The sequence below is a fragment of the Pseudomonas sp. SWI44 genome, assembly GCF_002947915.1.
GTDB lineage: Bacteria > Pseudomonadota > Gammaproteobacteria > Pseudomonadales > Pseudomonadaceae > Aquipseudomonas > Aquipseudomonas taiwanensis.
Genome location: NZ_CP026674.1, coordinates 2,867,460 through 2,892,879, shown reverse-complemented (window position 1 = coordinate 2,892,879; position 25,420 = coordinate 2,867,460). Strand labels below are relative to the sequence as shown.

Genomic DNA, 25,420 nt, shown 5'->3' with positions numbered 1-25,420 from the left:
CGGCTAACACGCCTGTATCGCCGGCAGGCGCCATGCTCGACGGCTCATTTATCGCGGAGCCAGTTCGATGAGCCTGCACTACTTTCAATCCTTCGACCGACACCTGGCCGCCCTGCTTGCCTCGCCTCCCCAACCTGACCGCTCGCGATCGCTGCTGCAGGCACGTCAGCACTACTTCGCCGACCTCGCTCGGTACTGGCTTGCCAGCGACGCCTCGCTAAGCCGGCGGACGCAGTTGATCGCGTTGCTCCGTCAGCAAATGCTGGCGCAGATTGCACTGCGCTGCGACGACCATACACTCGGCGACCACCATGCTGCTCTGGTCAGGTGTTGCGTGAACATGCCGCTGCCCTCGCAGCGCCAGCATCTGCCTGAGGCTGAGCGCCCGCAGGTCTACCGGCCAGTACTGGATATCGGCACACCCAACTGGCGCAGCTACCTGCCCGGCGCTTTCGTGATCGTCGAAGGCGGCCCCGAAGGCAGTAGGGCGGACCCCAGGCAAACCAGCGATTACGCGCTGCTCTGCAGCCTGTCGCATGGCATAGAGGCGTTCGACAATCTCGGCGACCTGCACACCGAACTGTGCGAGCGACTGGACGATCCTCAGCAAAGCCAGTCGCTGCTGCGGTATCTGGACAGCGACCAGGATCGAGAGCTGGCACGCAACGCCGAACGCCTGCGCTACGACTGGTTCAACGATGACCTGATCCAGACCCAGGCCCAGGCGCTGATCGATGGGCAACAAGCAGCGCTCACCCGCGTATGGCACGACGCGCTGCTGCAATCCCCGGTGGACTGGCCGATGCTCGAGGAACGCTTGCGCAAGGCCGCGGATCTGCTGCCGCTGGCCGACAGCCGATCTGCGCTGACGACACGCTACGGCCTGTTGTTGGAACGAAACGCACCGGCCTGGCTCAGAAATGCCTCGACCCAAGGCCTTACGCACATCATGCAAACCTTGCAGGAGCTGGTGATTGCCATCGACCGCGCGAGCGCCCCCGGCATCCTCAGCCACGAACAGTTCCTCGATCGCAACCATCTCAAGGCCTGGACCCGCGAGCACCTGCGCAGGGCGTTGCAGCTACGGTATCAGTTGGATGTCGATCCGCTCGATCTGTATGTCAGCATCACCAGGGCCAGGCAGGTAGGCCCGGTGTCGCACCCTGGCATCACCAGCGTCTGGATTCCTGCGGCCAGCCGTGCGCAGGCAGGCAATACCGTCGAACTGGTGCGCCAGACCTACCGCCTGGATGAGCTGGCGTTTCTCAACATCGGCGTGCTCGACATCGACTACTGGCTGACTGCACGGGTGCATGACAAGGATGAACGAACAGCCGCGGGCATCACCCCAAGCCAGGTCAAGCAGTTGGTACGCGAACTGGACGTCGGCGAACGCTACAGCCAGTACCTGCGTACCCATTTGCTGACGTCGCAGCAGGCTCAGTGGCGCCGGGAGCGCTATGTCGACATCAGCCGTGCGCGCATGCGTGCCGAGGCGGCCAAGGCACGGTACGCCGGCCATTACCTGGAGGACCCGTTCGAACGAGGCTTCGCTTGGACCACCCTGGTACTCGACCACCCAGACAGCCAGTTGCGCAAACAAGCGAACCGGGAGCGCCTGAGCGTGCGCCAACTGCTGATCGGCGGACATAGCCTACAAGGCGTCATGCTGGTGACGCCGGACAAAGCTGGGACCACGCGGTTTCTCGCCTACACCCCAGACGCGCCCGACCGCCGTGCATGGCGGGAGTATCGCAATACCCGCCACCTGCTCAGAGCGCTGCGTGAACAGCCTGCCCTGCGCGAATACGTAAAAGACCGACTGCCGCTGGTAGCGCGTAGGCAAGTCGAACGATGGCTGACCAAGGGCGGCCTTGGCGCAAGCACCCAACGCCCAGAGATCACCGGTAACTTCCAACAGGCCCGCTATTTGGCCGAGGTGAACGCCACGCTCGCCGCTGTCGATGCCGGCACCAATACCAAGCTCGAACTGCTGGGCGAGTTGAGCCTGCACGCATTATCGGTGCTGCTGGACCTGATCAGCCTCGTGCTACCCAACCGCGCATTGGTGGCGGTGTCGCTGGGGCGCTCGGTGCTGTCGGTGATCGATGCCGGCAGGGCCTTCAGGCAAGGTGACCAGCTCGGCATTCTGAAACACATGGTCGAGGCGTTCACGCACGCCAACGACGCGGTGAACAACATCGGGGGAACCACCGTGGTGCGGCGAGCCATTCGAGCCATTCCACCAGCCCCGCCGCTGAAGTTGCCGCAGTCGTTGGCGGTGGGGGTCGATACCGACAGATTGCACTATCGCGTCGATGGCATTCACAAGGAAGGCATCTATGAACAGCCCTCGTCCTATCCTGGGCTGACCTTCTACTACATCAAGGATGCCGCCGGCACGACCTACCAGGTGTCCTTCGACGGCTACCGCTGGCGTGTCGTCGACCCCCGCATGCCGGATGCCTACACCCAGGTGCCGGTAAAACGACGCCGCGACGGAGAGTGGGTCGTGGACTCCCCGGTCCTGTGGTACGACGGCCTACCCGACCTGGGCGCATTGCTCGAAGACTGCCGACTGGTCGAGCGGCCCGCAGGGGCCGAGGTCGAAGGCGTGGACGGACTGTCTCGCCACGGACAGCGATATTACCTGCTTGCAGGTGGGCACGCCTTGCCGCTGCGCGCGCACTTGCTGGACAACCACTACCACCTGCTGATTCCCGGGCAACCGCTCAGTACCGGCGCGGCATGGGCCATCCTGCGCTGGCAGGACGACCAATGGCGCATCCGCGTGCGCCAGGCTGGACGCAGCAGCGAGTGGCTGGCGCTGCCGCCAGCTTATTCCGTCAGCCGCGGCAGCAGCCTGTCCAGCCGCTGATACAGGGCGCTGCCACTAGGCCAGTTGCGCAACAGCCGTGCACGATCACGGGCATAGGCCGGCGCGAAGCTGAGTTGAGTGGCATGCTGGCACATCGCATCGAGGTCGATCAGCGACCACTGGCCGTTGTGCCAGAACAGGTTGTGACCCTTGAAGTCACCATGGCTGATGCGCTCGCGGATCAGTTGCTGCATCAGGTGCACCAGGGCGTCGACCTGCTCTTCGGGGGCTTCGCCGTTTTCCACGTAGGGCGCGAAACAGGCAGCCAGGTCCGGGCCATCGACGTACTCGGTCACCAGGTAGGCGCGGCTGCGCAGGCCCATGACCCGTTGTTCGAGCACCGCCAGGGGCTTTGGCGTGGCGATGTCGAGGAATTCCAGGCGGTGCCCTTCGATCCAGGAATGCCAGGCCCGGCTCGGGCGCCAGAAGCGCTTGAACCAGTGGGCGGTATTCTTGATGTTGTAACGTTTGACCACCAGCGGGCGGCCATTGACCTCTACGCGAGCGACGCTGGCCGCACCACCGGTCTTGTACAGGTGCCCCTGGTCGATCAGCGCGTCGGCCTGTTCGAGAACCGGCAGCATGGCATCGGTTTCACTGCGCCGAATCGCCCGCAACCCGGAGAGGCTGCGCTCGACGCTGAACAACGAACATTCTCGCCCGGCCTTTTCCAGATAGTCCTTCAAACGCCAGTTGCGCACCTTGTCCACCTGCTTCTGCAACGCTTCCATCGGCAAGGCGTGTTCGGCGTTGGCGAGCAGGTAATGCACCAGCAACTCTTCGATGAACGGCTCCAGGCGCTTGGGCAACTGGGCGAAGAACACACCGAGGTTTTCCAGCACGCGAGGGCGCGAAAGCTGCTGACCGGGCGTTTCGGCCTTGATGCCGGCACCGTCGATCAGGTACAGCTTGCCGCCGTGGCGCAGCAGGTTGTCCAAGTGCAGGTCTTCCTGCCACAAGCCTTTGGCGTGCATCTGAGCAACAGCGGTCAGCGCCCCGCCCAGCACTCGGTGTTGCTCATCGGCCAGCACCGGCAAAGGCTCTACGTCGGCCCAGGCATCGGCCAGGCTTTCAGCGTCGTCGAGAAACTCGAACAACAGCCAGCCGCCCTCGCCTTCCTTGAGGCCATCGGCCAACAGCTTGGGCGTGGTGAGGCCTTGTTCGGCAAGCAGCTTCACCCCTGCCAGCTCACGCTGGAAATGGCGAGCGGCGTTGCCACCGACCAGCAACTTGGCCAATACCGGCGTGCCACGCCAGATACCCGCGCCCACGTAGCGTTGGCCGGGCAAGACACGCAACAGGCTGAGCAACTGCAAGTCAGCGCTACCGGCAGCATCGGCCAGGGTGATGGACAGGGGCAGCGAAGGGCTGCGACCTGCGTTCTTCAATTCGGACAAACGCATCAGCGGGCCTCTTTATGTCGACGGCGTTGCGTCAAGCGTTGTAACCAGGTGTCGACCCGCACGCTGTCTGCCGGCTGGCCAAGGTAGGCCGCCAACAGGGTTCGCACGTCACCCTCGGACCAGGCGCGCGCGCGGCGCAGCAAGGGCTCCAGGTCCTTGAGCCGGTCGCGCATGCCGAACAGCAGCGGCCGGGTCTTTTCCAGGTCGATCAACTGCGCGTCCCAGCCTTCACGGCGTTGGCGCAGGAAAATATGCTTGGGGTAGAAGCAGCCGTGCACCTGGCCGGCCTTGTGCAGGGTGCGCGCCAGCTGGCCACAGGCCTGGAGAATACCCTCGCGCTCATGCTCGCCCAGCTGCGACCAGCGCGCCAACAGGCTGTCCAGGTCGCTCCAGTCATCCAGCGCCCGGGTCATGAGAATGGCCCGGTGCTGACCAGCCTGTTTGCGCTCACCATAGAACACCGCCTGCAAAGCCGGTATGCGCAGTTTCTGGTAACGGCTGATGTTACGGAACTCGCGGGCGAAGGTCGGCTCGCCGAATGGCCGGTGCAAGGTACGCGTCAGGTAGTCGCTCTGGCGCTTGAGGTAGTAGCCCTTGCCTTCGAGTTCCAGGCGGAACACGCGGCTCCAGCCGCCTCGCCCGGTGTTGGGCTCGTCGACGGCGTCGAGCTGCAAGGCCCACAGCGCCTCGAAATCGTTCAGGCCATGACGTTGCAGCAGCGCAAGGTCAGCGCTGGCCAGGTAATCGGTCATTCCCTTCCCTCGAAAAAGCTCAGCACCTGGCGAATGCGCCGCTTGTCGCGCAGGCTCAGGCGTTGGCGCCCACGGTATTGCAGGTAGAAACGCAAGCGCTGGGTGGCTGACAGATGATACTTGGCGACCTTGTCCAGGCACGCCAGGTCCTTGATCAGCCGGTGGCGCCACATGAAGCCGCGCCAGAAGTCGCCGGTCGGGCAGTCGATGAAGAATAGCGTGCCCTGGTCGTCGACCAACAGGTTGCGCCACTTCAGGTCGTTATGGGCGAAGCGGTGCTCATGCATGATCCGCGTGTGTCGCGCCAACTGGCGGCTGACATGCGCCACCCAGGCAGGGTCGGACAGCCGTGGATCATTACGCCTGGCCAGTTCGGACAAGTCTTCGGTACGCGGCAGCTCGCGGGTGACCATGGCCCCGCGACCAAAAGCCAGGCCCTTGCGCTCAAGCCCCCAGGCGACCACTTCGGCGGTGGGAATGCCCCACTTGGCGAACTGCTTGAGGTTCTGCCATTCGGCCTTGATGCGTGGACGGCCCAGGTAGCGACGCATGTGCTTGCCAGCGCCGGTATAGCGTTTGACGTAGTAATTGACCCCATCGCGCTCGACGCGGATCACTTCGCTGAGCGGGTCACGCGTCAGGCGCTCGCCTTGCAGGGCGAATACCGCATCGAGGCTGCCAAAATCCGCCACCAGGTGTTCATAGCCCGGCGCCAGTGTCCAACCCGCCATCAGAGTGCATCCCCATAGCGTTGCTTGCGATCGTAGAGTTTTTGCGCCTTGCGTTCGAGCCACGCCAGCAACGCGGCTTCGTCGGCCAGGACCTGGCGCAGTGGGCGCTGGAAGTAGCCACGCAGAAAGCGCAGTTTGTCGCGCCGGGTCAGGCCGATGTCCAGCGCCGAGAAGTACAACGCAGCCAGGTCCTTGTTGCGCCAGCGCCGGCTGATTGTCGCCCGGGTCTGGGCACGATGCAGGTCGATGACCGACAGTTTGAAGTCATCGGGCGTCACCGGACGGTCGGTGTGCAGCAGGAAATGACAGATGTAGCAGTCGCGGTGATTGACCCCGGCGCGGTGCATGCCGCCGGTCATCTTCGCCACCTCGGCGATCAGCGCGCGCTTGAGGCGGGGCGCAGGTGGCTGCTTGACCCAGTCGATGCTGAAGTCTTCGAGACTGATGGTCGGTGCCAGCTCTTCGGTGACGATGAACGAATGCTGCGCAGCCGGGTTGCTGCCGCGCTCGCCATAGGCGACCGCCGTCATGGTCGGCACACCGGCCTCATGCAGTCGCTGGATCGCCTGCCATTCCTGGCCAGCGCCCAGCACAGGCAGCTTGGCGGTCAGCAGGTTCTTGAAGATCTCGCCCCAACCGATGCCACGGTGGATCTTGACGAAGAAGCCCTCGCCATCGACCTCGGTACGCAGCGTGCGGCGGCCTTCGAGCTCGCGGTATACCTCGCCTTGCAGCGCTTCCACGGCCTCGAAGGCGTCACGCCCGGCCCACAGGTGCTTGAACGGTTCGGCCAGAATCAGCTTCATGCGGTCTCCTGCCCCAGGATCACGTCAGCGGCATGTTGCGGCATGCTGTAAAGGTCGGCGGTTTCCGCGAACGCCAGGCCGTTGCGCGACCAGTCGGCGCGGGCCTGCGGCTCTTCGAGCATGCGTTGCAGGTAGCGGTTGAGCTGCTCCTGCTCGAAAGGCTCGTCCAGCACCAGGCCGCTGTCGGCCTCGGCGATGTAATGGGCGTAGCCGCACACCTGCGAGACCAGCACCGGCAACCCCGCCACCAGGGCTTCGAGCAGCACGGTACCCGTATTCTCGTTGTATGCCGGGTGGATCAGCAGGTCGGCGCCCAGCAGGAAGCGCGGGATATCACTGCGTCCCTTGAGGAACTGTACCTGCTCGCCAAGGCCCAGCGCGGCACTTTGCAACTGGAACACCTTGGGGTCGTCCTGGCCGATGACCATCAACCGGGTACGCTTGCGCAACGCCGACGGCAGCGCGGCCAGGGCCTTGAGGCTGCGGTCCACGCCCTTGGTCTTGAAGCCAGAGCCGATCTGCACCAGCAGCAGGTCGTCGTCACCCAAGTCGAACTCCTTGCGGAAGTCGGCGCGGATCTCGGCGGCATTGGCCGGAGCCCGGCGATCCTGGGAAATCCCCGGTGGCAGCAAGTGAAAGCGCTCCACCGGCGTGCCGTAATGCTTGATGAACAGCGGTTGCTGCACCTCGGAAATCATCAGCACCTCGGTATGGGCGTCCTTGGCGAACACCGCCCGCTCGTACTCGGCAAAATGCCGGTAGCGCCCCCAACGGCGGTACAAGCCACCGCGCAGGGTCTGCGCCTTGTCTTCGAAGCAGCCGTCGGCAGCGTAATACACATCCAGACCCGGCATCTTGTTGAAGCCGATCAGACGATCGACCGGGCGCTTGGCCAGGTCGGCGGCCATCCAGGCACTGAGCTTCTCGTTGCGACGGTGGTTGAACAGCGCCTTGACCGGCGCCACCAGCACCTCGAAACCCGGTGGAATATCACCCTCCCAGATCAACGTGTAGACACGGATCTGGTGGCCCCGCTTCTGGCATTCCAGGGCAATGCGCATGAAATCACGCTGCAGCCCGCCGAAGGGGAAATACTTGTAAAGCACAAAAGCCAGTTGCATCAACGGACATCCTCAGCCAGCAGCAACGCGCTCAAGCGGCTCGCCACATGCTCGGGATTCAGGCGAGTGAAGCACAGCGGCCACTCGCGTTTGAGATCGAACCGGCGCAGGTCCTCGGCGCTCGGCTTATAGGTGCACTTCTTCTGCAGGCAGGGCGCGCAGGGGAAATTGCTGGCCTGATGAACCTGAGCCCGACCATAGGCCCCGGTGAGGCCCGGATTGGTCGGGCCGAACAGCGAAATGGTCGGCACATCCAGTGCCGCGGCGAGGTGGCCCAGGCCAGTATCCACCGCCACGCACGCCTTGGCGGCCGCCAGTACACGGGCGACGCCGGCAAGGTTCAACTTGGGCAGCACCTGACAGTTTTTCAAGCCTTGGGCGATACGCTCGGCGCGAGCCTTCTCCTGCGGGTTGCCCCATGGCAGGCGCACCTGCAGGTTGCGCTGGCCCATGCGCTCTGCCAGTTCGCGCCAGTAGGCCTCGGGCCAATGCTTGGTGGCCCAGGTGGTACCGTGCAGGAACACCACGTAGGGCGCGGCTGGGGGCAGCTGCAGGCGGTCCAGGTCCAGGCCATAGTTGCCGATGCCTTCGGGCAAGTCGTAGGCCAGGGCCATGGCGAACAACTGACGCACACGCTCCACCGCATGCTGGCCAACGGCGACCGACAGGCGTCGGTCATAGAAGCGACTGGCCCAGCCCTCACGCGCCGAATAGCGGTCCAGGCCGGCCACCGGCGCCTTGACGTAGCGGGTCAGCCAGGCCGATTTGACCAGGCCCTGGGCATCGATCACCAGGTCGTACTTGCGCTCGCGAACGCGTTGCTTGAACGCCTTCCACTCGCCGCTCTTGAAAGTCTGCCAGAGGTTTTTGCGCCAGCGGCGAATCGCCACCGGAATCACCTGGTCGACCGCAGGGTGCCAACTGGGGATCTCGGCGAAACCTTCCTCCACCACCCAGTCGAAGCGAATGCCTGGCATGGCATGGGCGGCATCGGTAAGCGCAGGCAGGGTGTGGATCACATCCCCTAGCGATGAGGTCTTGATGATCAGTACCCGCACTTAGTCGACCTCGGCCACGGTATCGATCAGGTTCGGACCACCCAGGCGGTGCAGGGCGGCGATGACGTTGCCAGGCTCCAGCAGACGCAGGCAGTTGTAGTGACCGAAGCGGCAGGTGCGGTCGAAGCACGGGCTGCATTCGATGCCGGTGCGCACGATCTCGACGTGCTCGGCCAGTGGCGGGGTGAAGCCCGGCGAGGTCGAACCATAGACGGCGACCAGCGGACGGTTCAGCGCAGCGGCCACATGCATCAAGCCCGAGTCGTTGGACACCACGGCGTCGGCGCAGGACATCAGGTCGATGGCTTCGGCCAAGGAAGTTTCACCGGCCAGGTTGTACGACTCTTCACGCAACCCCGGAATCAGACGGTCGCGGATCTGCTCGCCCACCGGGTGGTCGTTCTTCGAACCGAACAGCCATACCTGCCAGCCCTGGCGGATCATCGCGTCGGCAACCTCGGCGTAGTGCTCGGCGGGCCAGCGCTTGGCCTCGCCAAACTCGGCACCTGGGCACAGCGCCAGCACCGGCCGGTCCAGCTCCAGGCCGAACTTGGCCAGGGCGGCTTCGCGGCTGGCTGCCTCGATCTGCAGGCTGGGCCGTGGGTAAGGCTGCGGCAGCTCGGCACCGGGCGCATAGGCCAGGGCCATGAAGCGTTCGATCATCAGTGGGTAGCGGGCCTTGTCCAGCGTGCGCACATCGTTGAGCAGGCCGAAGCGCATTTCGCCGCGCCAGCCGGTGCGCTTGGGGATGCCGGCGAAGAAGGGCACCAGCGCCGACTTCAGCGAGTTCGGCAGCAGGATGGCCTGGTCGTACTGGCCCGCCAAAGACTTGCCAATACGCCGCCGCGTGGCCAGTTCCAGGGCGCCATGGCCGAGCGGAAAGCTCAAGGCCTTGCGCACTTCGGGCATGCGTTCGAGGATCGGCCGGCTCCACTCGGGTGCCAGCACGTCGATCACGCAGTCGGGGTGCTGCTGTTTCAGGCACTGGAACAGGGTCTGCGCCATCACCATGTCGCCGACCCAGCTGGGGCCAATGATCAGTATTCTCATGCTTAGTCCAGAAACGCTCGGGGAGGCTGCAGACTGCGGTACAGCCTGGCCTCCCCTCTTTATATTCAGGCTATTTGGCGGACAGTGTACCACTCAGGCCCATCCGTCGCTGATCGCAGCCCCTGTGGCAGCGGGGCCTTCAGCTCAAACCCAGCTCAGCCCAGATCCGCCGCACCTCGCGTCGTTCATCGGCAAACTGCGCCGCGTCGATCACTCCAGCCTGCTTCTGCAAGGCCTGGCGGTGCGAAGCCGAACGAAACGCCTTGTACACTTCACGCAACAGCACCGCGTCACTGGCCGGCATCAACCCTGCCTGTTCCAGCTCTTCCAGAATGCGGATGTTATCGGTCCATCGCAGTATGGCCGGATGGTCGTGAGACCAAGCCAAAGCGGCGTATTGCACCATAAATTCGATATCGACGATACCGCCTGCATCCTGCTTGATATCGAATGGAACCCCCGCATCGAAAGCGTTGGCCGCCGTGCCCGCGACGGTCGCCTTGGTGCCGAGGTTGTCGCGCATCTTGGCGCGCATCTCGCTGACCTCGGTGCGCAGCTTGTCCAGGTCGCGAGCCTGGCCTAGCACCCTGGCGCGCACGCCTTCGAATGCCGCCGCCACCTGCTTGCATCCCACCAGTACGCGGGCGCGCACCAGGGCCTGGTGCTCCCAGGTCCAAGCCTCGTTCTGCTGGTAGCGCTCGAACGCCCCCAGCGAGCTGACCAGCAGCCCGGAGGCACCGGACGGGCGCAGGCGCATGTCGACGTCATAGAGCTGGCCAGAGTTGGTCTGGGTGGTCAACAGGTGAATGATCCGCTGGCCCAGGCGGGTGAAGAACTGGGCGCTGTCGATGGGCTTGGCGCCGTCGGTCTCGGCCTGAGGGTCGCCATCATGGATGAACACCAGGTCCAGGTCCGAGCCGTGCCCCAGCTCCAGGCCTCCGACCTTGCCGTAGCCAATGATAACGAAGCCCGGATCGCACAAGCTGCCATCGCTGCGCTTGGGCTGGCCGTGGCGCGACACGGTCTGGCGCCAGGCCAGGGCCAGTACCTGGTCGAGAATCGCCTCGGCCAGCCAGGTCAGGTAATCGCTGACTTTCATCAAAGGCAGGTTGCCACTGATTTCAGAGGCGGCCACCCGCAGGCTGTGGGCCAGTTTGAAGTGGCGCAACGCTTCCATCTGCTGCTCAAGGTCATCCTCGGGAATGCGCGTCAACCGCTCGCGCAACTCACTGGCAAGTTCAGGCGCCAGCGGTGGGCTGAACAAGCGCCCTTCGTTGAGCAGCTCGTCGAGCAACAACGGGTAACGGGCGATCTGCTCGGCGATCCAAGGGCTGGCCGCGCACAATGTCAGCAGCCGGCGCAGGGCACCTGGGTTCTCGGTCAACAATACCAGGTAGGCCGAACGCCGGGCCACGGCCTCTACCAAGGGCAAGACGCGTTCGAGCACCAGGTCGGGGTTGTCATGTTCCACCGTCTGCGCCATCAGGCGCGGCACAAAAGCATCGAGGCGCTCACGACCGATACGCTGCATCGACCGCAGCTGGGGGCTTGCGCGCAGGCCAGACAGACGACGCAGCGCCTCGGCAGGTTGCTTGAAGCCTGCTTCTTCCAACTGCCGGCTTGCAGCGTCTTCGTCCAGCGCCTGCTCCCACAGTGGCAACCACTCGCCCCCGACCACCAGCTCGCCCTCGCCTTCTTCATCGTCCGGGTCGGCGATGACCTGGCGGAAGTGCCAGTCGACCCGGCCGCGCCAGTACATCAGCTGGTCGTGGAAGCTCTGCCAGTCGGCAAAGCCAAGGATGTACGCCACCCGCTCACGGTCAGTCTCGCTGTCTGGCAGCATCTGGGTCTGGCGGTCGGCGATGGCCTGCAGGGCATGTTCGGCGTAACGCAGGAATTCGTAGCCTTCGCGTAGCTCTGCAACCACGGCCGGTGGCAGGTAGCCCTGGCCTTCGAGGGTCGCCAGCACCTTTAGCAGCGGCCGCTGTTGCAGGCTCAGGTCACGTCCACCGTGAATCAGCTGGAAGGCCTGGGCGATGAACTCCACCTCGCGGATGCCCCCGGCACCGAGCTTGATGTTGTCGGCCATGCCCTTACGTCGCACTTCCTGCTGGATCAGCTGCTTCATGGTGCGCAGCGCTTCGATCGCCGAAAAATCCAGGTAACGCCGGTAAACGAAGGGACGCAGCATTTCCTGCAACTGGGCACCGGCGTGCTGGTCGCCCGCTACCACGCGGGCCTTGATCATGGCGTAACGCTCCCAATCGCGACCCTGGTCCTGGTAATACTGCTCCAGGGCGTTGAAGCTGAGTACCAGTGCACCTGCCGAACCATAAGGACGCAGGCGCATGTCGACACGGAAGACGAAACCGTCGACGGTCACCGGGTCCAGGGCCTTGATCAGGCGCTGGCCCAGCCGGGTGAAGAACTCCTGGTTGTCCAGCGAGCGCTTGACCCCTTCGGTCTCGCCGCCTTCGGGGAATGCGAAGATCAGGTCGATGTCCGACGACAGGTTCAGCTCCACCGCACCGAGCTTGCCCATGCCCAGCACCACCATATGTTGCGGCTGGCCACTGCGATTGCCGATGGGCGTACCGAACTGCTGGCAATGGCGCGGGTACAGCCATTGATAGGCCTGGTCGATGGCGGCGTCGGCAAGGTCGGACAAGTCTCGGCAGGTTTCGCCCAGTTCGGCTTGGCGGGTGATGTCGCGCCAGATGATGCGCAGTTGCTGGCGGTTGCGTTCACGGCGCAGATTGCGCGCCAGCTCGTCCTCGGTCTGCGCCGCCTGGGCAGCGGCGGCGATATGCGCGCACAGATCGCCCGGGCCATAGCGACGGTCCAGCTCACCGCTGGCGACCAGTTCGAACAGCATGGCCGGTTCGCGCTGGGCCAGGCCCAGGACGAAGTCACTGGCCGCGGCTACCTGATCGAACTGTTGCCGATGGGCCAGGCTCCAAGCGTGCAAGTCCAGCTCAGGGTGACCGGCGATGGCATCGAGCAGGAACTGCTGGTTGCGAGCGACCAGCGGTTGCAGGGTAGCGGGCAGATCGAGCGGCAAAGGCAGGCGCATGGACTATCCTTGATCGGCGAGAAAGTGAGGGGTAGAGGCGGCCAAGGGGAAGCCCGACCACGGTTGGACTGTCATACAAAAGTTGGAAATAGCTGAAAAAAACGAATCACTGGCAAAAAACATCAAGAACCACCTGTTTTCGGCACAACGCCAACCAACATGAACGTTTTTCCTCACAACGCAGGGTGCGACCAAACGTCGCATTTCTGTAGTATTACTACTACCCCGACCGTGTAAAAGCATGAAATGCGAAAGCTTTTGTAGTAAAACTACACGGCGCCGGATGAGACCCCGGTAATCCAAGAATTCACGACGTCTGCCCATAAGGCCAGTCGCAAACTCAGGCCACCGATTCTGGTGGCCTTTCCGCCCTGGAGCAAGCCATGCAAGACCTCGATCCAATCGAAACCCAGGAATGGCTGGATGCCCTGGAGTCGGTCCTCGACAAAGAAGGCGAAGACCGCGCTCATTACCTGATGACCCGTATGGGCGAGCTGGCCACCCGTAGTGGCTCCCAGCTGCCGTATGCGATCACCACGCCATACCGCAACACCATCCCTGTCACCCACGAAGCACGCATGCCTGGCGACCTGTTCATGGAACGCCGCATTCGCTCGATGGTACGTTGGAACGCCCTGGCCATGGTCATGCGTACCAACCTGAAAGACTCGGACCTGGGCGGACACATCTCCAGCTTCGCCTCCAGCGCCACCCTGTACGACATCGGCTTCAACTACTTCTTCCAAGCCCCGACCGAAGAGCACGGCGGCGACCTGATCTTCTTCCAGGGCCACGCCTCGCCAGGCGTCTATGCCCGCGCCTTCATGGAAGGCCGCATCAGCGAAGAACAGATGAACAACTTCCGTCAGGAAGTGGACGGCAACGGCCTGTCTTCGTACCCGCACCCTTGGCTGATGCCTGACTTCTGGCAGTTCCCGACCGTTTCCATGGGTCTGGGCCCGATCCAGGCGATCTACCAGGCGCGCTTCATGAAGTACCTGGAAGCCCGTGGCTTCATCCCGGCCGGCAAGCAGAAGGTCTGGTGCTTCATGGGCGACGGCGAGTGCGACGAGCCGGAATCCCTGGGTGCAATCGCCCTGGCTGGCCGCGAGAAGCTGGACAACCTGATCTTCGTCATCAACTGCAACCTGCAGCGCCTGGACGGCCCGGTTCGCGGCAACGGCAAGATCATCCAGGAACTCGAAGGCGTGTTCCGTGGCGGCGGCTGGAACGTCAACAAGGTCGTCTGGGGCCGTTTCTGGGACCCACTGTTCGCCAAGGACACCAACGGTGCCCTGCAGCGTCGCATGGACGAAGTCATCGACGGCGAGTACCAGAACTACAAGGCCAAGGACGGTGCGTACGTCCGTCAGCACTTCTTCAACACCCCAGAGCTCAAGGCCATGGTCGAAGACCTGTCCGACGAGGAAATCTGGAAGCTCAACCGTGGCGGCCACGACCCGTACAAGGTCTATGCGGCCTACCACCAGGCGGTCAACCACAAGGACCAGCCTACCGTCATCCTGGCCAAGACCATCAAGGGTTACGGTACCGGTGCTGGCGAAGCCAAGAACACCGCGCACAACACCAAGAAGGTCGACGTCGACAGCCTGCGTCACTTCCGTGATCGCTTCGACATCCCGGTCAAGGATGCCGACCTCGAGAACCTGCCGTTCTTCAAGCCCGAAGAAGGCTCCGCCGAAGCCAAGTACCTGGCCGAGCGCCGTGCTGCCCTGGGTGGCTTCGTGCCACAGCGCCGCAGCAAGAGCTTCAGCGTGCCGACCCCGCCACTGGAAACCCTGAAGGCGATCCTGGACGGCTCGGGCGACCGCGAAATTTCCACCACCATGGCCTTCGTGCGTATTCTGGCGCAGCTGGTCAAGGACAAGGAAATCGGCCAGCGTATCGTGCCGATCATCCCGGACGAAGCCCGTACCTTCGGTATGGAAGGCATGTTCCGTCAGTTGGGCATCTACTCGTCGGTCGGCCAGCTCTACGAGCCCGTCGATAAAGACCAGGTGATGTTCTACCGCGAAGACAAGAAGGGCCAGATCCTCGAGGAAGGCATCAACGAAGCCGGCGCCATGTCGTCGTTCATCGCTGCCGGTACCTCGTACAGCTGCCACAACCAGCCGATGCTGCCGTTCTACATCTTCTACTCGATGTTCGGCTTCCAGCGTATCGGCGACCTGGCCTGGGCCGCTGGCGACAGCCGCACCCGTGGTTTCCTGATCGGCGGTACCGCCGGCCGTACCACCCTCAACGGTGAAGGCCTGCAGCACGAAGACGGTCACAGCCACATGATGGCGGGCACCATCCCGAACTGCCGCACCTACGATCCGACCTACGGCTACGAGCTGGCGGTGATCATCCAGGACGGCATGAAGAAGATGACCGAAGAGCAACAGGACATCTTCTACTACATCACCGTGATGAACGAATCCTACCAGCAGCCAGCCATGCCGGCCGGTGTCGAGGAAGGCATCATCAAGGGTATGTACCTGCTCGAAGAAGACACCCGCGAAGCCGCGCACCACGTACAGCTGATGGGCTCCGGCACCATCCTGCGCGAAGTCCGCGAAGCCGCGAAGATCCTGCGTGACGAGTTCAACGTCGGTGCCGACGTATGGAGCGTCACCAGCTTCAACGAACTGCGTCGCGACGGCCTGGCCGTGGAACGCGCCAACCGCCTCAAGCCTGGCCAGAAGCCTCAGAAGACCTACGTCGAAGAGTGCCTGTCCGGTCGCAAGGGCCCGGTCATCGCGTCCACCGACTACATGAAGCTGTTCGCCGAGCAGATTCGCCAGTGGGTACCGAGCAAAGAGTTCAAAGTCCTGGGTACCGATGGCTACGGTCGCAGCGACAGCCGCAAGAAGCTGCGTCACTTCTTCGAAGTCGACCGTCACTTCGTCGTGCTGGCTGCCCTGGAAGCCTTGGCTGACCGTGGCGAGATCGAACCCAAGGTGGTGGCAGACGCTATCGTCAAGTTCGGTATCGACCCGGACAAGCGCAACCCACTGGACTGCTGAGGAGTATTTTTAAGTGAGCGAACTCATTCGCGTACCTGACATCGGCAGCGGTGAAGGTGAAATCATCGAGCTGTTCGTCAAGGTCGGTGACCGCATCGAGGCCGACCAGAGCCTGCTGACCCTGGAGTCCGACAAGGCCTCCATGGAGATTCCAGCGCCCAAGGCCGGTGTCATCAAGGAACTGAAGGTCAAGCTGGGCGATCGCCTGAAAGAAGGCGACGAGCTGCTGGTCCTGGAAGCCGAGGGCGCCGCTGCGGCGCCCGAGGCTCCGGCCGCGGCCGCTCCGGCTCCAGCGGCTGCCGCTCCGGCGCCGGCTGCCGACGCCGCCCCTGCTCCGGCTGCAGCCCCCGCTGCCGCCAGCGTTCAGGACATCCACGTGCCGGACATCGGTTCGTCGGGCAAGGCCAAGATCATCGAAGTGCTGGTCAAGGTCGGCGACACCGTCGAGGCTGACCAGTCGCTGATCACCCTCGAGTCCGACAAGGCCTCGATGGAGATTCCATCGCCTGCCGCTGGCGTGGTCGAAGAAGTGCTGTGCAAGCTGGAAGATGAAGTCGGCACTGGCGACCTGATCTTCAAGCTGAAAGTCGCTGGCGCCACGCCTGCTGCTGCTCCGGCTCCGGCTCCGGCTCCGGCCGCTGCCGCTCCAGCTGCTGCTCCAGCCCCGGCCGCCGCTCCGGCAGCCGCCCCGGCGCCGGTCGCCACCGCACCGGCTGCCGGCAGCAATGCCAAGGTTCACGCAGGCCCGGCCGTTCGCCAGTTGGCGCGTGAGTTCGGTGTCGACCTGGGCGCGGTCGCCGCGACCGGTCCGCACGGCCGCATCCTCAAAGAAGACGTACAGGTCTACGTCAAGGCCATGATGCAGAAGGCCAAGGAAGCCCCGGCAGCCGCCGGTGCGACTGGCGGCGCTGGCATCCCGCCGATTCCTGCCGTGGACTTCAGCAAGTTCGGTGAAGTGGAAGAAGTCGCCCTGACCCGCCTGATGCAGGTCGGTGCCGCCAACCTGCACCGCAGCTGGCTGAATGTGCCGCACGTCACCCAGTTCGACTCCGCCGACATCACCGAGCTGGAAGCCTTCCGCGTTGCACAGAAGGCCGTGGCCGAGAAGGCTGGTGTCAAGCTCACCGTGCTGCCACTGCTGCTCAAGGCCTGTGCCTTCCTGCTCAAGGAACTGCCAGACTTCAACAGCTCGCTGGCCCCCAGCGGCAAGGCCATCATCCGCAAGAAGTACGTGCACATCGGCTTCGCCGTGGACACGCCGGACGGCCTGCTGGTGCCTGTGATCAAGAACGTCGACCAGAAGAGCCTGCTGCAACTGGCTGCCGAAGCCGCTTCGCTGGCCGAAAAAGCCCGCACCAAGAAGCTGTCGGCAGACGAGATGCAGGGCGCCTGCTTCACCATCTCCAGCCTCGGCCACATTGGCGGCACCGGCTTCACGCCGATCGTCAACGCGCCTGAGGTGGCGATCCTGGGTGTCTCCAAGGCAACCATGCAGCCGGTCTGGGATGGCAAGGCCTTCCAGCCGAAGCTAATGCTGCCGCTGTCGCTGTCCTACGATCACCGTGTGATCAACGGCGCTGCCGCCGCGCGCTTCACCAAGCGTCTGGGCGACGTGCTGGGCGATATCCGCACCATGCTGCTGTAACACGCAGCCAGCCTGCCTCCCGTCGCGGAGGCAGGTACCCTTTTCGAGCTGCCACGCTCGTACCTCAACCCCGTCGATTGGCGGGGCTTTTTTTTGTTCGCCGATAGGATTTTGCGATCGAGCGCCGCTTACGCGACGCATCGCGAGCAAGGCTCGCTACCTTGATTGGCGTGAAACAACCGTAGGAGCGAGCCTTGCTCGCGATGCGTCGCGCAGGCGGCGCTCGATTTCACAAACACCAAAAACCTCTCGTCGAACAGCCCCCAAACTCATCAGCCAAACTAAGGATTTCCCCCCCGCAGCCGAAAACATATACATGACAGCCCCCTAGCCGCTTGCCAGCCTCGGGGACATGATGCAACCTTGCCAGATGCGCCGCTCAAGGCAGCGTCATCCTCTTCAAGCGAGTCTTCGATGAAAAGCCAACCCGATGCCACCAGTCGTGTGGTGGCCGAGGTCGTCACGCAGCTTCCCGTGCCTTCGCGGCTCGGCATGCTGCGTTTCGAAAGGCTGAACGAAGCCACCTGGTCGCTGCTTTACCTGGACCCCGCCTGCGAGCGTCAATTCGGCTTGCCCGCATCCGAACTGTGCGCGCTCATCGGCTCGCCCTATGCAAGCCTGATGGCACCCGAGATCCGCTACAAGCTGCATGACGAGATCCAGGCACAGCTGGCCCACCGTGGCTACTACCGAGTGCGCTACACCCTGCATGCGCAACAGGCGCCACTGCGCCTGCTGGAGGTCGGCGAGGCCTACAAACAGCACAACCGCCAGTTGCTGCGCGGCTACCTGACCGTGCTCGACGACCAGGCAGACGACCTCTCGGAGTTGGACGCAAACGATCTCGAATCGCGCAACAACCGCCTGCAACTGGCCCTGCAGTTGAACCAGCGTGCACAACAGGAACAGCTCGAACACCTGGAACGGGTACGTGGCCAGCAAGACCTGATCCTGCGCCTGGCACGCCAACGCTACAGTGCAGAGAACTCGTTGCTCGAGGCCGCCGAGCTGATTACCCGCAGCGCCTGTGAAATCTACAAGGTCGACAACGCCAGCATCTGGCATCTGGAAGAGCAGCGTCTGGTACCGATAAGCGCCTGGTACCGACACGAGCAGCAACACCAACTGCCCGAGCCGATCGATGCCAGCCGCTTCCCGGACTACCTCGAAGCCCTGCATGCCAGCCGCGCCATCGATGCTCATAACGCCAGCCACGACCCACGCACCCGTGAGCTCGCCAACAGTCTTTTACCGGCCAACAACGCCATGCTCGACGCCAGTATTCGCGTCGACGGCCAGGTGGTCGGCGTGCTATGCCTGGAACAGACCGGGCAGCCAAGGGCCTGGCAGTCCGACGAGATTGCCTTTGCCGGCGAGCTGGCCGATCAGTTCGCCCAGGTCATCACCAACCACAACCGGCGTACCGCGGCCAGCGCCCTGCACCTGTTCCAGCGGGCGGTCGAGCAAAGCGCCAACGCCTTCCTGCTGGTCAACCGCGACGGGGTGGTGGAATACGTCAACCCCAGCTTCACCGCCATCACCCAATACAGCACCGAAGAGGTCCAGGGCCACCATCTGGCCGAGTTGCCGGCGCTGGAGAATCTCAGCGAACTGCTGTTCGACTCGCCGTCGAGCCTGGAAATGGGCAACAGCTGGCAAGGCGAATTCAAGAGCCGGCGCAAGAACCTCGAACCCTACTGGGGGCAGCTGTCGATCTCCAAGGTATATGGCGATAACCGAGAGCTGACCCACTACATCGGTATCTACGAGGACGTCACCCAGTCCAAACTGGCCCAGCAGCGCATCGAGCGCCTGGCCTATACCGACAACCTGACCAACCTGGGCAACCGCCCAGCGTTCATCCGCAACCTCGATACCCACTTCACCCGCGACGGTGACAGCCCGATCTGCCTGCTGCTGGTGGACATCGACAACTTCAAGCGGATCAACGACAGCCTCGGCCACCAGACCGGCGACAAGCTGCTGGTGAGCCTGGCCCGACGCCTGCGCAACAGCCTCAGCCCCAATGACATCCTTGCCCGCTTCGCCAGCAACGAGTTCGCTGTGCTGCTCAACGGCACCAGCCTGGAGGATGGCCAGGGCGTCGCCCTCCAACTGCTGCGCACCCTCGACAAACCGATGTTCGTCGACAACCAGCTGATCAACGTCACCGCGTCGGTGGGCTTGGCCTGCGCGCCCATGCACGGCAGCGACCCGACCACCCTGATGAAGAATGCAGGCCTTGCCCTGCACAAGGCCAAGGCCAACGGCAAGCATCAGGTGCAAGTGTTCACCGAGGTGCTAAACGCCGAGGCCAGCTACAAGCTGTTCGTCGAGAACAACCTGCGCCGCGCCCTGACCCAGAACGAGCTGGAGGTGTTCTACCAGCCCAAGCTGTGCCTGCGCAGCGGCCGTTTACTCGGCCTGGAAGCACTGCTGCGCTGGAACCACCCCGAGCGCGGCATGATTCGCCCGGACCAGTTCATCAGCGTGGCCGAGGAAACCGGCCTGATCATCCCCATCGGCAAATGGGTGGTGCGCCAGTCGTGCCGCATGAGCCAGCAACTGCGCGAGGCAGGCATGGGCAACCTGCACGTGGCCATCAACCTGTCGCCAAAGCAGTTCTCCGACCCCGACCTGGTCGCCTCGATCAGCTCGATCCTCAAGGAAGAAGAACTGCCACCGCACCTGCTGGAGCTGGAACTTACTGAAGGCCTGCTGCTGGAGGCCACCGAAGACACCCACCGCCAGCTCGATGAGCTGAAGGCCCTGGGCCTGACTCTGGCCATGGACGACTTCGGCACCGGTTACTCATCGCTGAGCTACCTGAAGAAGTTTCCGATCGACATCATCAAGATCGACCGCAGCTTCATCAATGAAATCCCGGACAACCAGGACGACATGGAGATCACCTCGGCGGTGGTGGCCATGGCCCACAACCTCAAGCTCAAGGTAGTGGCCGAAGGGATCGAAACTCCAGAACAGCTGGCGTTCCTGCGCAGGCACCGTTGCGATGTCGGCCAGGGCTACCTGTTCGACCGGCCCATTCCGGGCCGGGAGCTGGCGGAAAAACTCAAGCGCTACCCGCGCGGTCCAATGGACTGACAGCAGCCTCAACCTCGGGCACTATAGAACCCATTCGGCCTCATCGCCGGCAATCCCCAGTACCTGCGGAACGACCCTGTAGGCGCCGGCTTGCCGGTGATCGAGCCCCCATCTACCTGACACACAGAGGAACGGCCATGGTCCTGCGTTCGGAAATCCTGGTGAACAAAAACGTCATGCCTACTGCGGAACAGGCCCTGCCTGGACGCGAAACCCCAATGGCCCTGCCCGAATTCCACTATGTCTTCAAAGACACCCCACTGCTGGGCCCCTTCTTCGAGGGCAGCATCGACTTCGCCATCTTCGGCCTGGGCTGCTTCTGGGGTGCCGAGCGCCGCTTCTGGCAGCGTGAAGGCGTGGTCAGCACCGTGGTCGGCTATGCCGGTGGCTTCACGCCAAACCCCACCTACGAAGAAGTCTGCTCGGGCCTGACCGGCCATACCGAAGTGGTGCTGGTGGTGTTCGACAAGGATAAGGTGAGCTACCGCGAACTGCTGGCGATGTTCTGGGAACTGCACAACCCGACCCAAGGCATGCGCCAGGGCAATGACATCGGCACCCAGTACCGCTCGGCGATCTACTGCACCAGCCCAGAACAGCTGGAGCAGGCCAAGGCCAGCCGTGATGCGTTCCAGGCAGAACTGACCAAGGCAGGCTTTGGTGAAATCACCACCGAAATCGACCAGGCCCCGACCGTGTACTTCGCCGAAGCGTACCACCAGCAGTACCTGGCCAAGAACCCCGATGGCTATTGCGGCATCGGCGGTACTGGCGTGTGCCTGCCACCCAGCCTGCAGGGCAACTGAGCCATGAGCACGATGACCCTTTTCCACGGGCCACTTTCGCCTTTCGTGCGCAAAGTCATGGTGGTGCTGCACGAAACCGCCCAGCTCGACCGCGTGGCCCTGCAGCCCGTGAACATCAGCCCAGTGAGCGGCGACGAGCAACTCAACCAGGGCAACCCCATCGGCAAGATCCCAGCACTGCGCCTGGAAGATGGCACCGTGCTGCACGACAGCCGCGTCATTTGCGAGTACCTGGACTGCCAGCACGTCGGCACTCCGCTGATTCCCCGGGAAGGCTCGGCGCGCTGGCGGCGCATGACCCTGGCCTCCCAGGCCGATGCGATCATGGATGCGGCGGTATCGACCCGCTACGAGACCTTCCTGCGACCGCAAGACAAGCGTTGGGATGGCTGGGTGGCCGCGCAAAGCGAGAAGATTCGGCGCAGCCTGGCCAACCTGGAACGCGAGCACCTGGCCGAGTTGGCATCGGGGTTCGACATCGCGGCGATTGGTGTGGCCTGTGCGCTGGGTTACCTGGACTTGCGTCAGCCTGAGTTCGGCTGGCGGGCGCAACAGCCCGGACTCGCGGCGTGGTATGCCGAGGTGATCAAGCGGCCGTCGATGGTAGCGACGGCGCCGGCTGCCTGATCAGGCGCATCGCCGGCAAGCAGGCTCCCACAGGGGTGTGAAATCTGTAGGAGCCGGCATGCCGGCGATGCCGCCATCACAGCCAAAACCGAATCAGCAGTCCGGCTTGCCCGCCGTGAACCGCTTGGCCGGGTTGACCGCGGCCTTGAACTCGCGCAGCGCCTTGGCGCCCACCAGCAATGGGTAGTTGAAGCTGCTGCGGTCGACCAGATTGACCTCCACCGTGCGCTTCACATCACCCAGACACAGTTCCAGGTCGACCACCGGCCGTTTCGAGAGCTCCGGTGCATCGCCCTCCTCCTCTTCGTCAGCACGGTTCTTGATCTTGCTGATGCGCGCCAGCTTGTGCTCATAGACCTTGCCGTCGGCGTCCTTGGTCGCCAGGCGGAAGCGGACCCACTCCTCGCCATCGCGGGTGAACAGCTCGATATCCTTGGCCGACAGCGACGCGGTGTAGGCACCGGTATCCATCTTGGCTTTCAGGGTTTCGCCAATCTCAGGCAGGGCGATGTATTCGTAGCGACCGTATAGGGTGGGCTCGGCAGCCATCACCGGCAACGCCAACAGCGACAACAGGGCAAGCAGAGGTTTCACAGGCAAACTTCCTTGAGAAGAGTCAGTGCTTAGACTGCGCAAGCAGGATAGGTTCGTTGTCACACCTTAAACAACACAATGTGAAACATTTGTACCAACCGTCGAGCATTCGACGTTTGGCGTATGGCACAGCCCTGCTTATCATTGCCACCCGCAAAATTCACACAACAAGAGTCTGCTTATGCGTCGCCTGTTTACCGGCATTCTTACGACCACCCTGCTGCTGCTCAACACCCTGGTGCTGATCGGCCCGCTGCTGGTCTTCGCCCTGCTAAAACTGGTGTTGCCAGGCCGTGGGCGAGACTACGCCTCGTGGGCGGTGATGTGGATTGCCGAAACCTGGTCGGAGATCGACAAGATGATCTTCGCCCTGTGCATCCCGACCCAATGGGACATTCGCGGCATCGAGAAGCTGCGTCAGGACACCTCGTACCTGGCCGTCAGCAACCACCAGACCTGGGTCGATATTCCGGCGCTGATCGAAAGCCTCAACCGTCGTACGCCGTTCTTCAAGTTCTTCCTCAAGAAGGAGCTGATCTGGGTGCCCCTGCTGGGCCTGGCCTGGTGGGGGCTGGATTACCCCTTCATGAAGCGCTACAGCAAGGCCTTCCTGGAAAAACACCCCGAGCTCAAGGGCAAGGACCTGGAGATCACCAAGGCGGCCTGCGAGCTGTTCAAGCGCCAGCCGGTGACCGTGGTCAACTACCTGGAAGGCACCCGTTTCAGCGAGGCCAAGCGCCAGGCGCAGCAGTCGCCCTACCGCCACCTGCTCAAGCCCAAGGCCGGCGGCGTGGCGTTCGTGCTGGCGGCGCTGGGCGAGCAGCTCGATGCACTGCTGGACGTGACCATCGTCTACCCCGGCAACCAGGCGCCTGGGTTCTGGGCGTTGCTCAATGGCAGCATTAGTCGGGTGATTATCGACATTCGGGTGCGCGAGCTGGACCCGGTATTGTGGTCGGGGGACTACGAGAACGACCCCGCGTTTCGCCAGACCATACAGGCCTGGGTAAACCAGTTGTGGGTGGAGAAGGACCAGCGGATTGAACAATTGCGCGCCGAGATGAACTGAATTGATTGCCTGTAAGGGCCTCTGCACGGGTTTACCCGCGAAGAGGCCGGCACAGGGTTAGGCGTAACCCCGATTAAAAACGAGGCTAATAATTAGAATAAGTAATACTTTTTTGTCATTACCTACCTAAGTGGATAAAAATCGACCAAAGCACAACTACAAAAAGCCTGGATCGAGTCGATGGCCAATCAACCTAGCTCCGCCCCCGCCCAACTGCGCCGTGTCCTAGGGCTGCCCGCCCTGGTGTTCTTCGGCCTTGTGTACATGGTCCCGCTGACCATCTTCACCACCTACGGCATCGTCACTGAACTCACCGGTGGCCGCACTGCCGGCGCCTACCTCGTCACCCTCGTAGCCATGCTGTTTACCGCTGCGTCCTACAGTTTCATGGTCAAGCGCTTCCCAGTCGCGGGCTCGGCGTACTCGTACACCAACATGGCCTTCGGCCCCAATGCGGGCTTCCTCGCAGGCTGGTCGCTGCTGCTCGACTACCTGTTCCTGCCGATGATCAACTACCTGCTGATTGGCCTGTTCCTCAACATTGCTTTCCCGGCCGTTCCCGCCTGGGCCTTCGTGCTTGGCTCGATCGCACTGGTGACAGTGCTCAATGTGGTCGGCATCAACTCGGTGGCCAAGACCAGCAACCTGATCGTCGGTGCGCAGATCGTCTTCATTGGCGTGTTCATCGGTCTATCCTGCAAGACCTTGGCGGGCCAGCCGCTCGACCTGCTGTCGCCGCTGCTGGGTGACGGCACCAAGCCAGGCTTCGGCCCCCTGATGGCCGGCGCGGCGGTACTGTGCCTGTCGTTCCTCGGCTTCGATGCCGTCTCGACTCTGGCCGAGGAGTGCCGCGACGCCCGCCGCGATGTACCCCGGGCGATCATCCTCACCACCCTGTTTGCCGGGTTGCTGTTCACTGTGTTGGCCTATGCCAGCCAGCTGGTGTTACCAGGCAGCAGCTTCGCTAACGCCGATGCGGCGGCCAATGAAGTGATGTTCAAGGCCGGGGGCCAGTTCCTGACCAACTTCTTCACTGCCGCCTATGTCGCCGGCAGCCTGGGCTCGGCGCTGGCCTCGCAGGCGGCGGTGTCGCGCATCCTGTTCACCATGGGACGGGACAACGTGCTGCCGCAGCGCACGTTCGGCTACCTGTCGCCACGCTTCGGCACGCCAGTGTTCGCCATTGCCCTGGTGTCTGCGTTCTCGCTGCTGGCGTTGGTGATCGACCTGTCGACCCTCGCTTCGCTGATCAGCTTCGGGGCGCTGGTAGCGTTTTCGGCGGTAAACCTGGCGGTGGTGAAGACGCACCTGATGAACGATGGGGCTCAGCGTCACCTCGTAGGGCTGCTGCGCTATGGCGTGGTGCCGTTGGTGGGGTTGGGGCTGACCTTGTGGCTGTGGACCAGCCTGTCGGCACTGACGCTGGTGATCGGGTTGTGCTGGTTTGCACTGGGGTTAGCCTACCTGGCGGTGCTTACAGCCGGCTTCCGTCGTCCAGTCAGTTTGGTGGATTTCTCCGAAGCGGGCTGAGCTTGGCCTGCGGATACTGATAATTCTGCTAGTTGTGCGAGGCCTCGCAAAGGCAAAGACTTACGTAGCACCGTCTATTGCGAGGTATCTGCCATTGAAGATAGCCGCTTTGGCCTACACCCCATACGGATACATCGACAGTC

17 protein-coding genes are annotated in these 25,420 nt (G+C 63.1%); 8 read left to right on the top strand and 9 right to left on the bottom strand.

All coding sequences use genetic code 11. The features are described 5' to 3' along the window. Positions 1–67 precede the first annotated feature (67 nt). Positions 68–2,878: a dermonecrotic toxin domain-containing protein gene (locus C4Q26_RS13605; RefSeq protein WP_104883175.1), complete on the top strand. Its 2,811-nt coding sequence runs from the start codon at positions 68–70 to the stop codon at positions 2,876–2,878. Here the strand turns inward: C4Q26_RS13605 and C4Q26_RS13600 are convergent. The 8 genes from C4Q26_RS13600 to glnE form a co-directional block, all read right to left on the bottom strand. Next, positions 2,839–4,281, bottom strand: coding sequence for a lipopolysaccharide kinase InaA family protein (locus tag C4Q26_RS13600; RefSeq protein WP_104883174.1), 1,443 nt, complete (start codon positions 4,279–4,281; stop codon positions 2,839–2,841). The genes C4Q26_RS13605 and C4Q26_RS13600 overlap by 40 nt on opposite strands. Next, positions 4,281–5,033, bottom strand: coding sequence for a lipopolysaccharide kinase InaA family protein (locus C4Q26_RS13595; protein WP_023382734.1), 753 nt, complete (start codon positions 5,031–5,033; stop codon positions 4,281–4,283). The genes C4Q26_RS13600 and C4Q26_RS13595 overlap by 1 nt, the downstream gene beginning before the upstream one ends. Beyond that, positions 5,030–5,764, bottom strand: coding sequence for a lipopolysaccharide kinase InaA family protein (locus C4Q26_RS13590; protein WP_023382735.1), 735 nt, complete (start codon positions 5,762–5,764; stop codon positions 5,030–5,032). The genes C4Q26_RS13595 and C4Q26_RS13590 overlap by 4 nt, the downstream gene beginning before the upstream one ends. Continuing rightward, on the bottom strand, positions 5,764–6,570 hold the full coding sequence (gene rfaP, locus C4Q26_RS13585) for a lipopolysaccharide core heptose(I) kinase RfaP (RefSeq protein ID WP_023382736.1): 807 nt from the start codon (positions 6,568–6,570) through the stop codon (positions 5,764–5,766). The genes C4Q26_RS13590 and rfaP overlap by 1 nt, the downstream gene beginning before the upstream one ends. Further along, entirely contained in the window at positions 6,567–7,691 is a 1,125-nt protein-coding gene (locus tag C4Q26_RS13580; protein WP_027907326.1) for a glycosyltransferase family 4 protein, read from the bottom strand. The genes rfaP and C4Q26_RS13580 overlap by 4 nt, the downstream gene beginning before the upstream one ends. Further along, a complete protein-coding gene (gene waaC, locus C4Q26_RS13575; RefSeq protein ID WP_027907327.1) occupies positions 7,691–8,749 on the bottom strand; it encodes a lipopolysaccharide heptosyltransferase I in 1,059 nt (352 codons plus the stop codon). The genes C4Q26_RS13580 and waaC overlap by 1 nt, the downstream gene beginning before the upstream one ends. Then, positions 8,750–9,799, bottom strand: coding sequence for a lipopolysaccharide heptosyltransferase II (gene waaF, locus C4Q26_RS13570; protein ID WP_023382740.1), 1,050 nt, complete (start codon positions 9,797–9,799; stop codon positions 8,750–8,752). A 139-nt stretch (positions 9,800–9,938) separates the two neighbouring features. After that, positions 9,939–12,872, bottom strand: a complete 2,934-nt coding sequence (gene glnE, locus C4Q26_RS13565; protein WP_023382741.1) for a bifunctional [glutamate--ammonia ligase]-adenylyl-L-tyrosine phosphorylase/[glutamate--ammonia-ligase] adenylyltransferase — start codon at positions 12,870–12,872, stop codon at positions 9,939–9,941. A 383-nt stretch (positions 12,873–13,255) separates the two neighbouring features. Here glnE and aceE point away from each other — a divergent pair, with 383 nt between their 5' ends. From aceE to C4Q26_RS13540, 5 genes are all read left to right on the top strand, one after another. After that, positions 13,256–15,901 carry a pyruvate dehydrogenase (acetyl-transferring), homodimeric type gene (aceE, locus tag C4Q26_RS13560; protein ID WP_023382742.1) on the top strand — a complete coding sequence of 882 codons (2,646 nt, stop codon included), beginning with the start codon at positions 13,256–13,258 and terminating at the stop codon, positions 15,899–15,901. A 13-nt stretch (positions 15,902–15,914) separates the two neighbouring features. Continuing rightward, positions 15,915–17,546 carry a dihydrolipoyllysine-residue acetyltransferase gene (gene aceF, locus C4Q26_RS13555; protein ID WP_104883173.1) on the top strand — a complete coding sequence of 544 codons (1,632 nt, stop codon included), beginning with the start codon at positions 15,915–15,917 and terminating at the stop codon, positions 17,544–17,546. A 414-nt stretch (positions 17,547–17,960) separates the two neighbouring features. Continuing rightward, positions 17,961–20,651: a GGDEF and EAL domain-containing protein gene (locus C4Q26_RS13550; protein WP_023382744.1), complete on the top strand. Its 2,691-nt coding sequence runs from the start codon at positions 17,961–17,963 to the stop codon at positions 20,649–20,651. A gap of 137 nt (positions 20,652–20,788) precedes the next feature. Next, on the top strand, positions 20,789–21,457 hold the full coding sequence (msrA, locus tag C4Q26_RS13545; protein WP_023382745.1) for a peptide-methionine (S)-S-oxide reductase MsrA: 669 nt from the start codon (positions 20,789–20,791) through the stop codon (positions 21,455–21,457). A 3-nt stretch (positions 21,458–21,460) separates the two neighbouring features. Continuing rightward, the gene (locus C4Q26_RS13540; RefSeq protein ID WP_023382746.1) at positions 21,461–22,084 is read left to right on the top strand and encodes a glutathione S-transferase; all 624 of its coding nucleotides are present in this window, start codon (positions 21,461–21,463) and stop codon (positions 22,082–22,084) included. 93 nt (positions 22,085–22,177) lie between these two features. Here C4Q26_RS13540 and C4Q26_RS13535 read toward each other — a convergent pair whose 3' ends face one another. Continuing rightward, a complete protein-coding gene (locus C4Q26_RS13535; RefSeq protein WP_023382747.1) occupies positions 22,178–22,678 on the bottom strand; it encodes an ATP-dependent zinc protease in 501 nt (166 codons plus the stop codon). 181 nt (positions 22,679–22,859) lie between these two features. Here C4Q26_RS13535 and C4Q26_RS13530 point away from each other — a divergent pair, with 181 nt between their 5' ends. After that, the gene (locus C4Q26_RS13530; RefSeq protein ID WP_023382748.1) at positions 22,860–23,747 is read left to right on the top strand and encodes an acyltransferase; all 888 of its coding nucleotides are present in this window, start codon (positions 22,860–22,862) and stop codon (positions 23,745–23,747) included. Positions 23,748–23,927: 180 nt separating this feature from the next. Beyond that, the gene (locus tag C4Q26_RS13525; protein ID WP_023382749.1) at positions 23,928–25,277 is read left to right on the top strand and encodes an APC family permease; all 1,350 of its coding nucleotides are present in this window, start codon (positions 23,928–23,930) and stop codon (positions 25,275–25,277) included. The last annotated feature ends 143 nt before the right edge of the window (positions 25,278–25,420 follow it).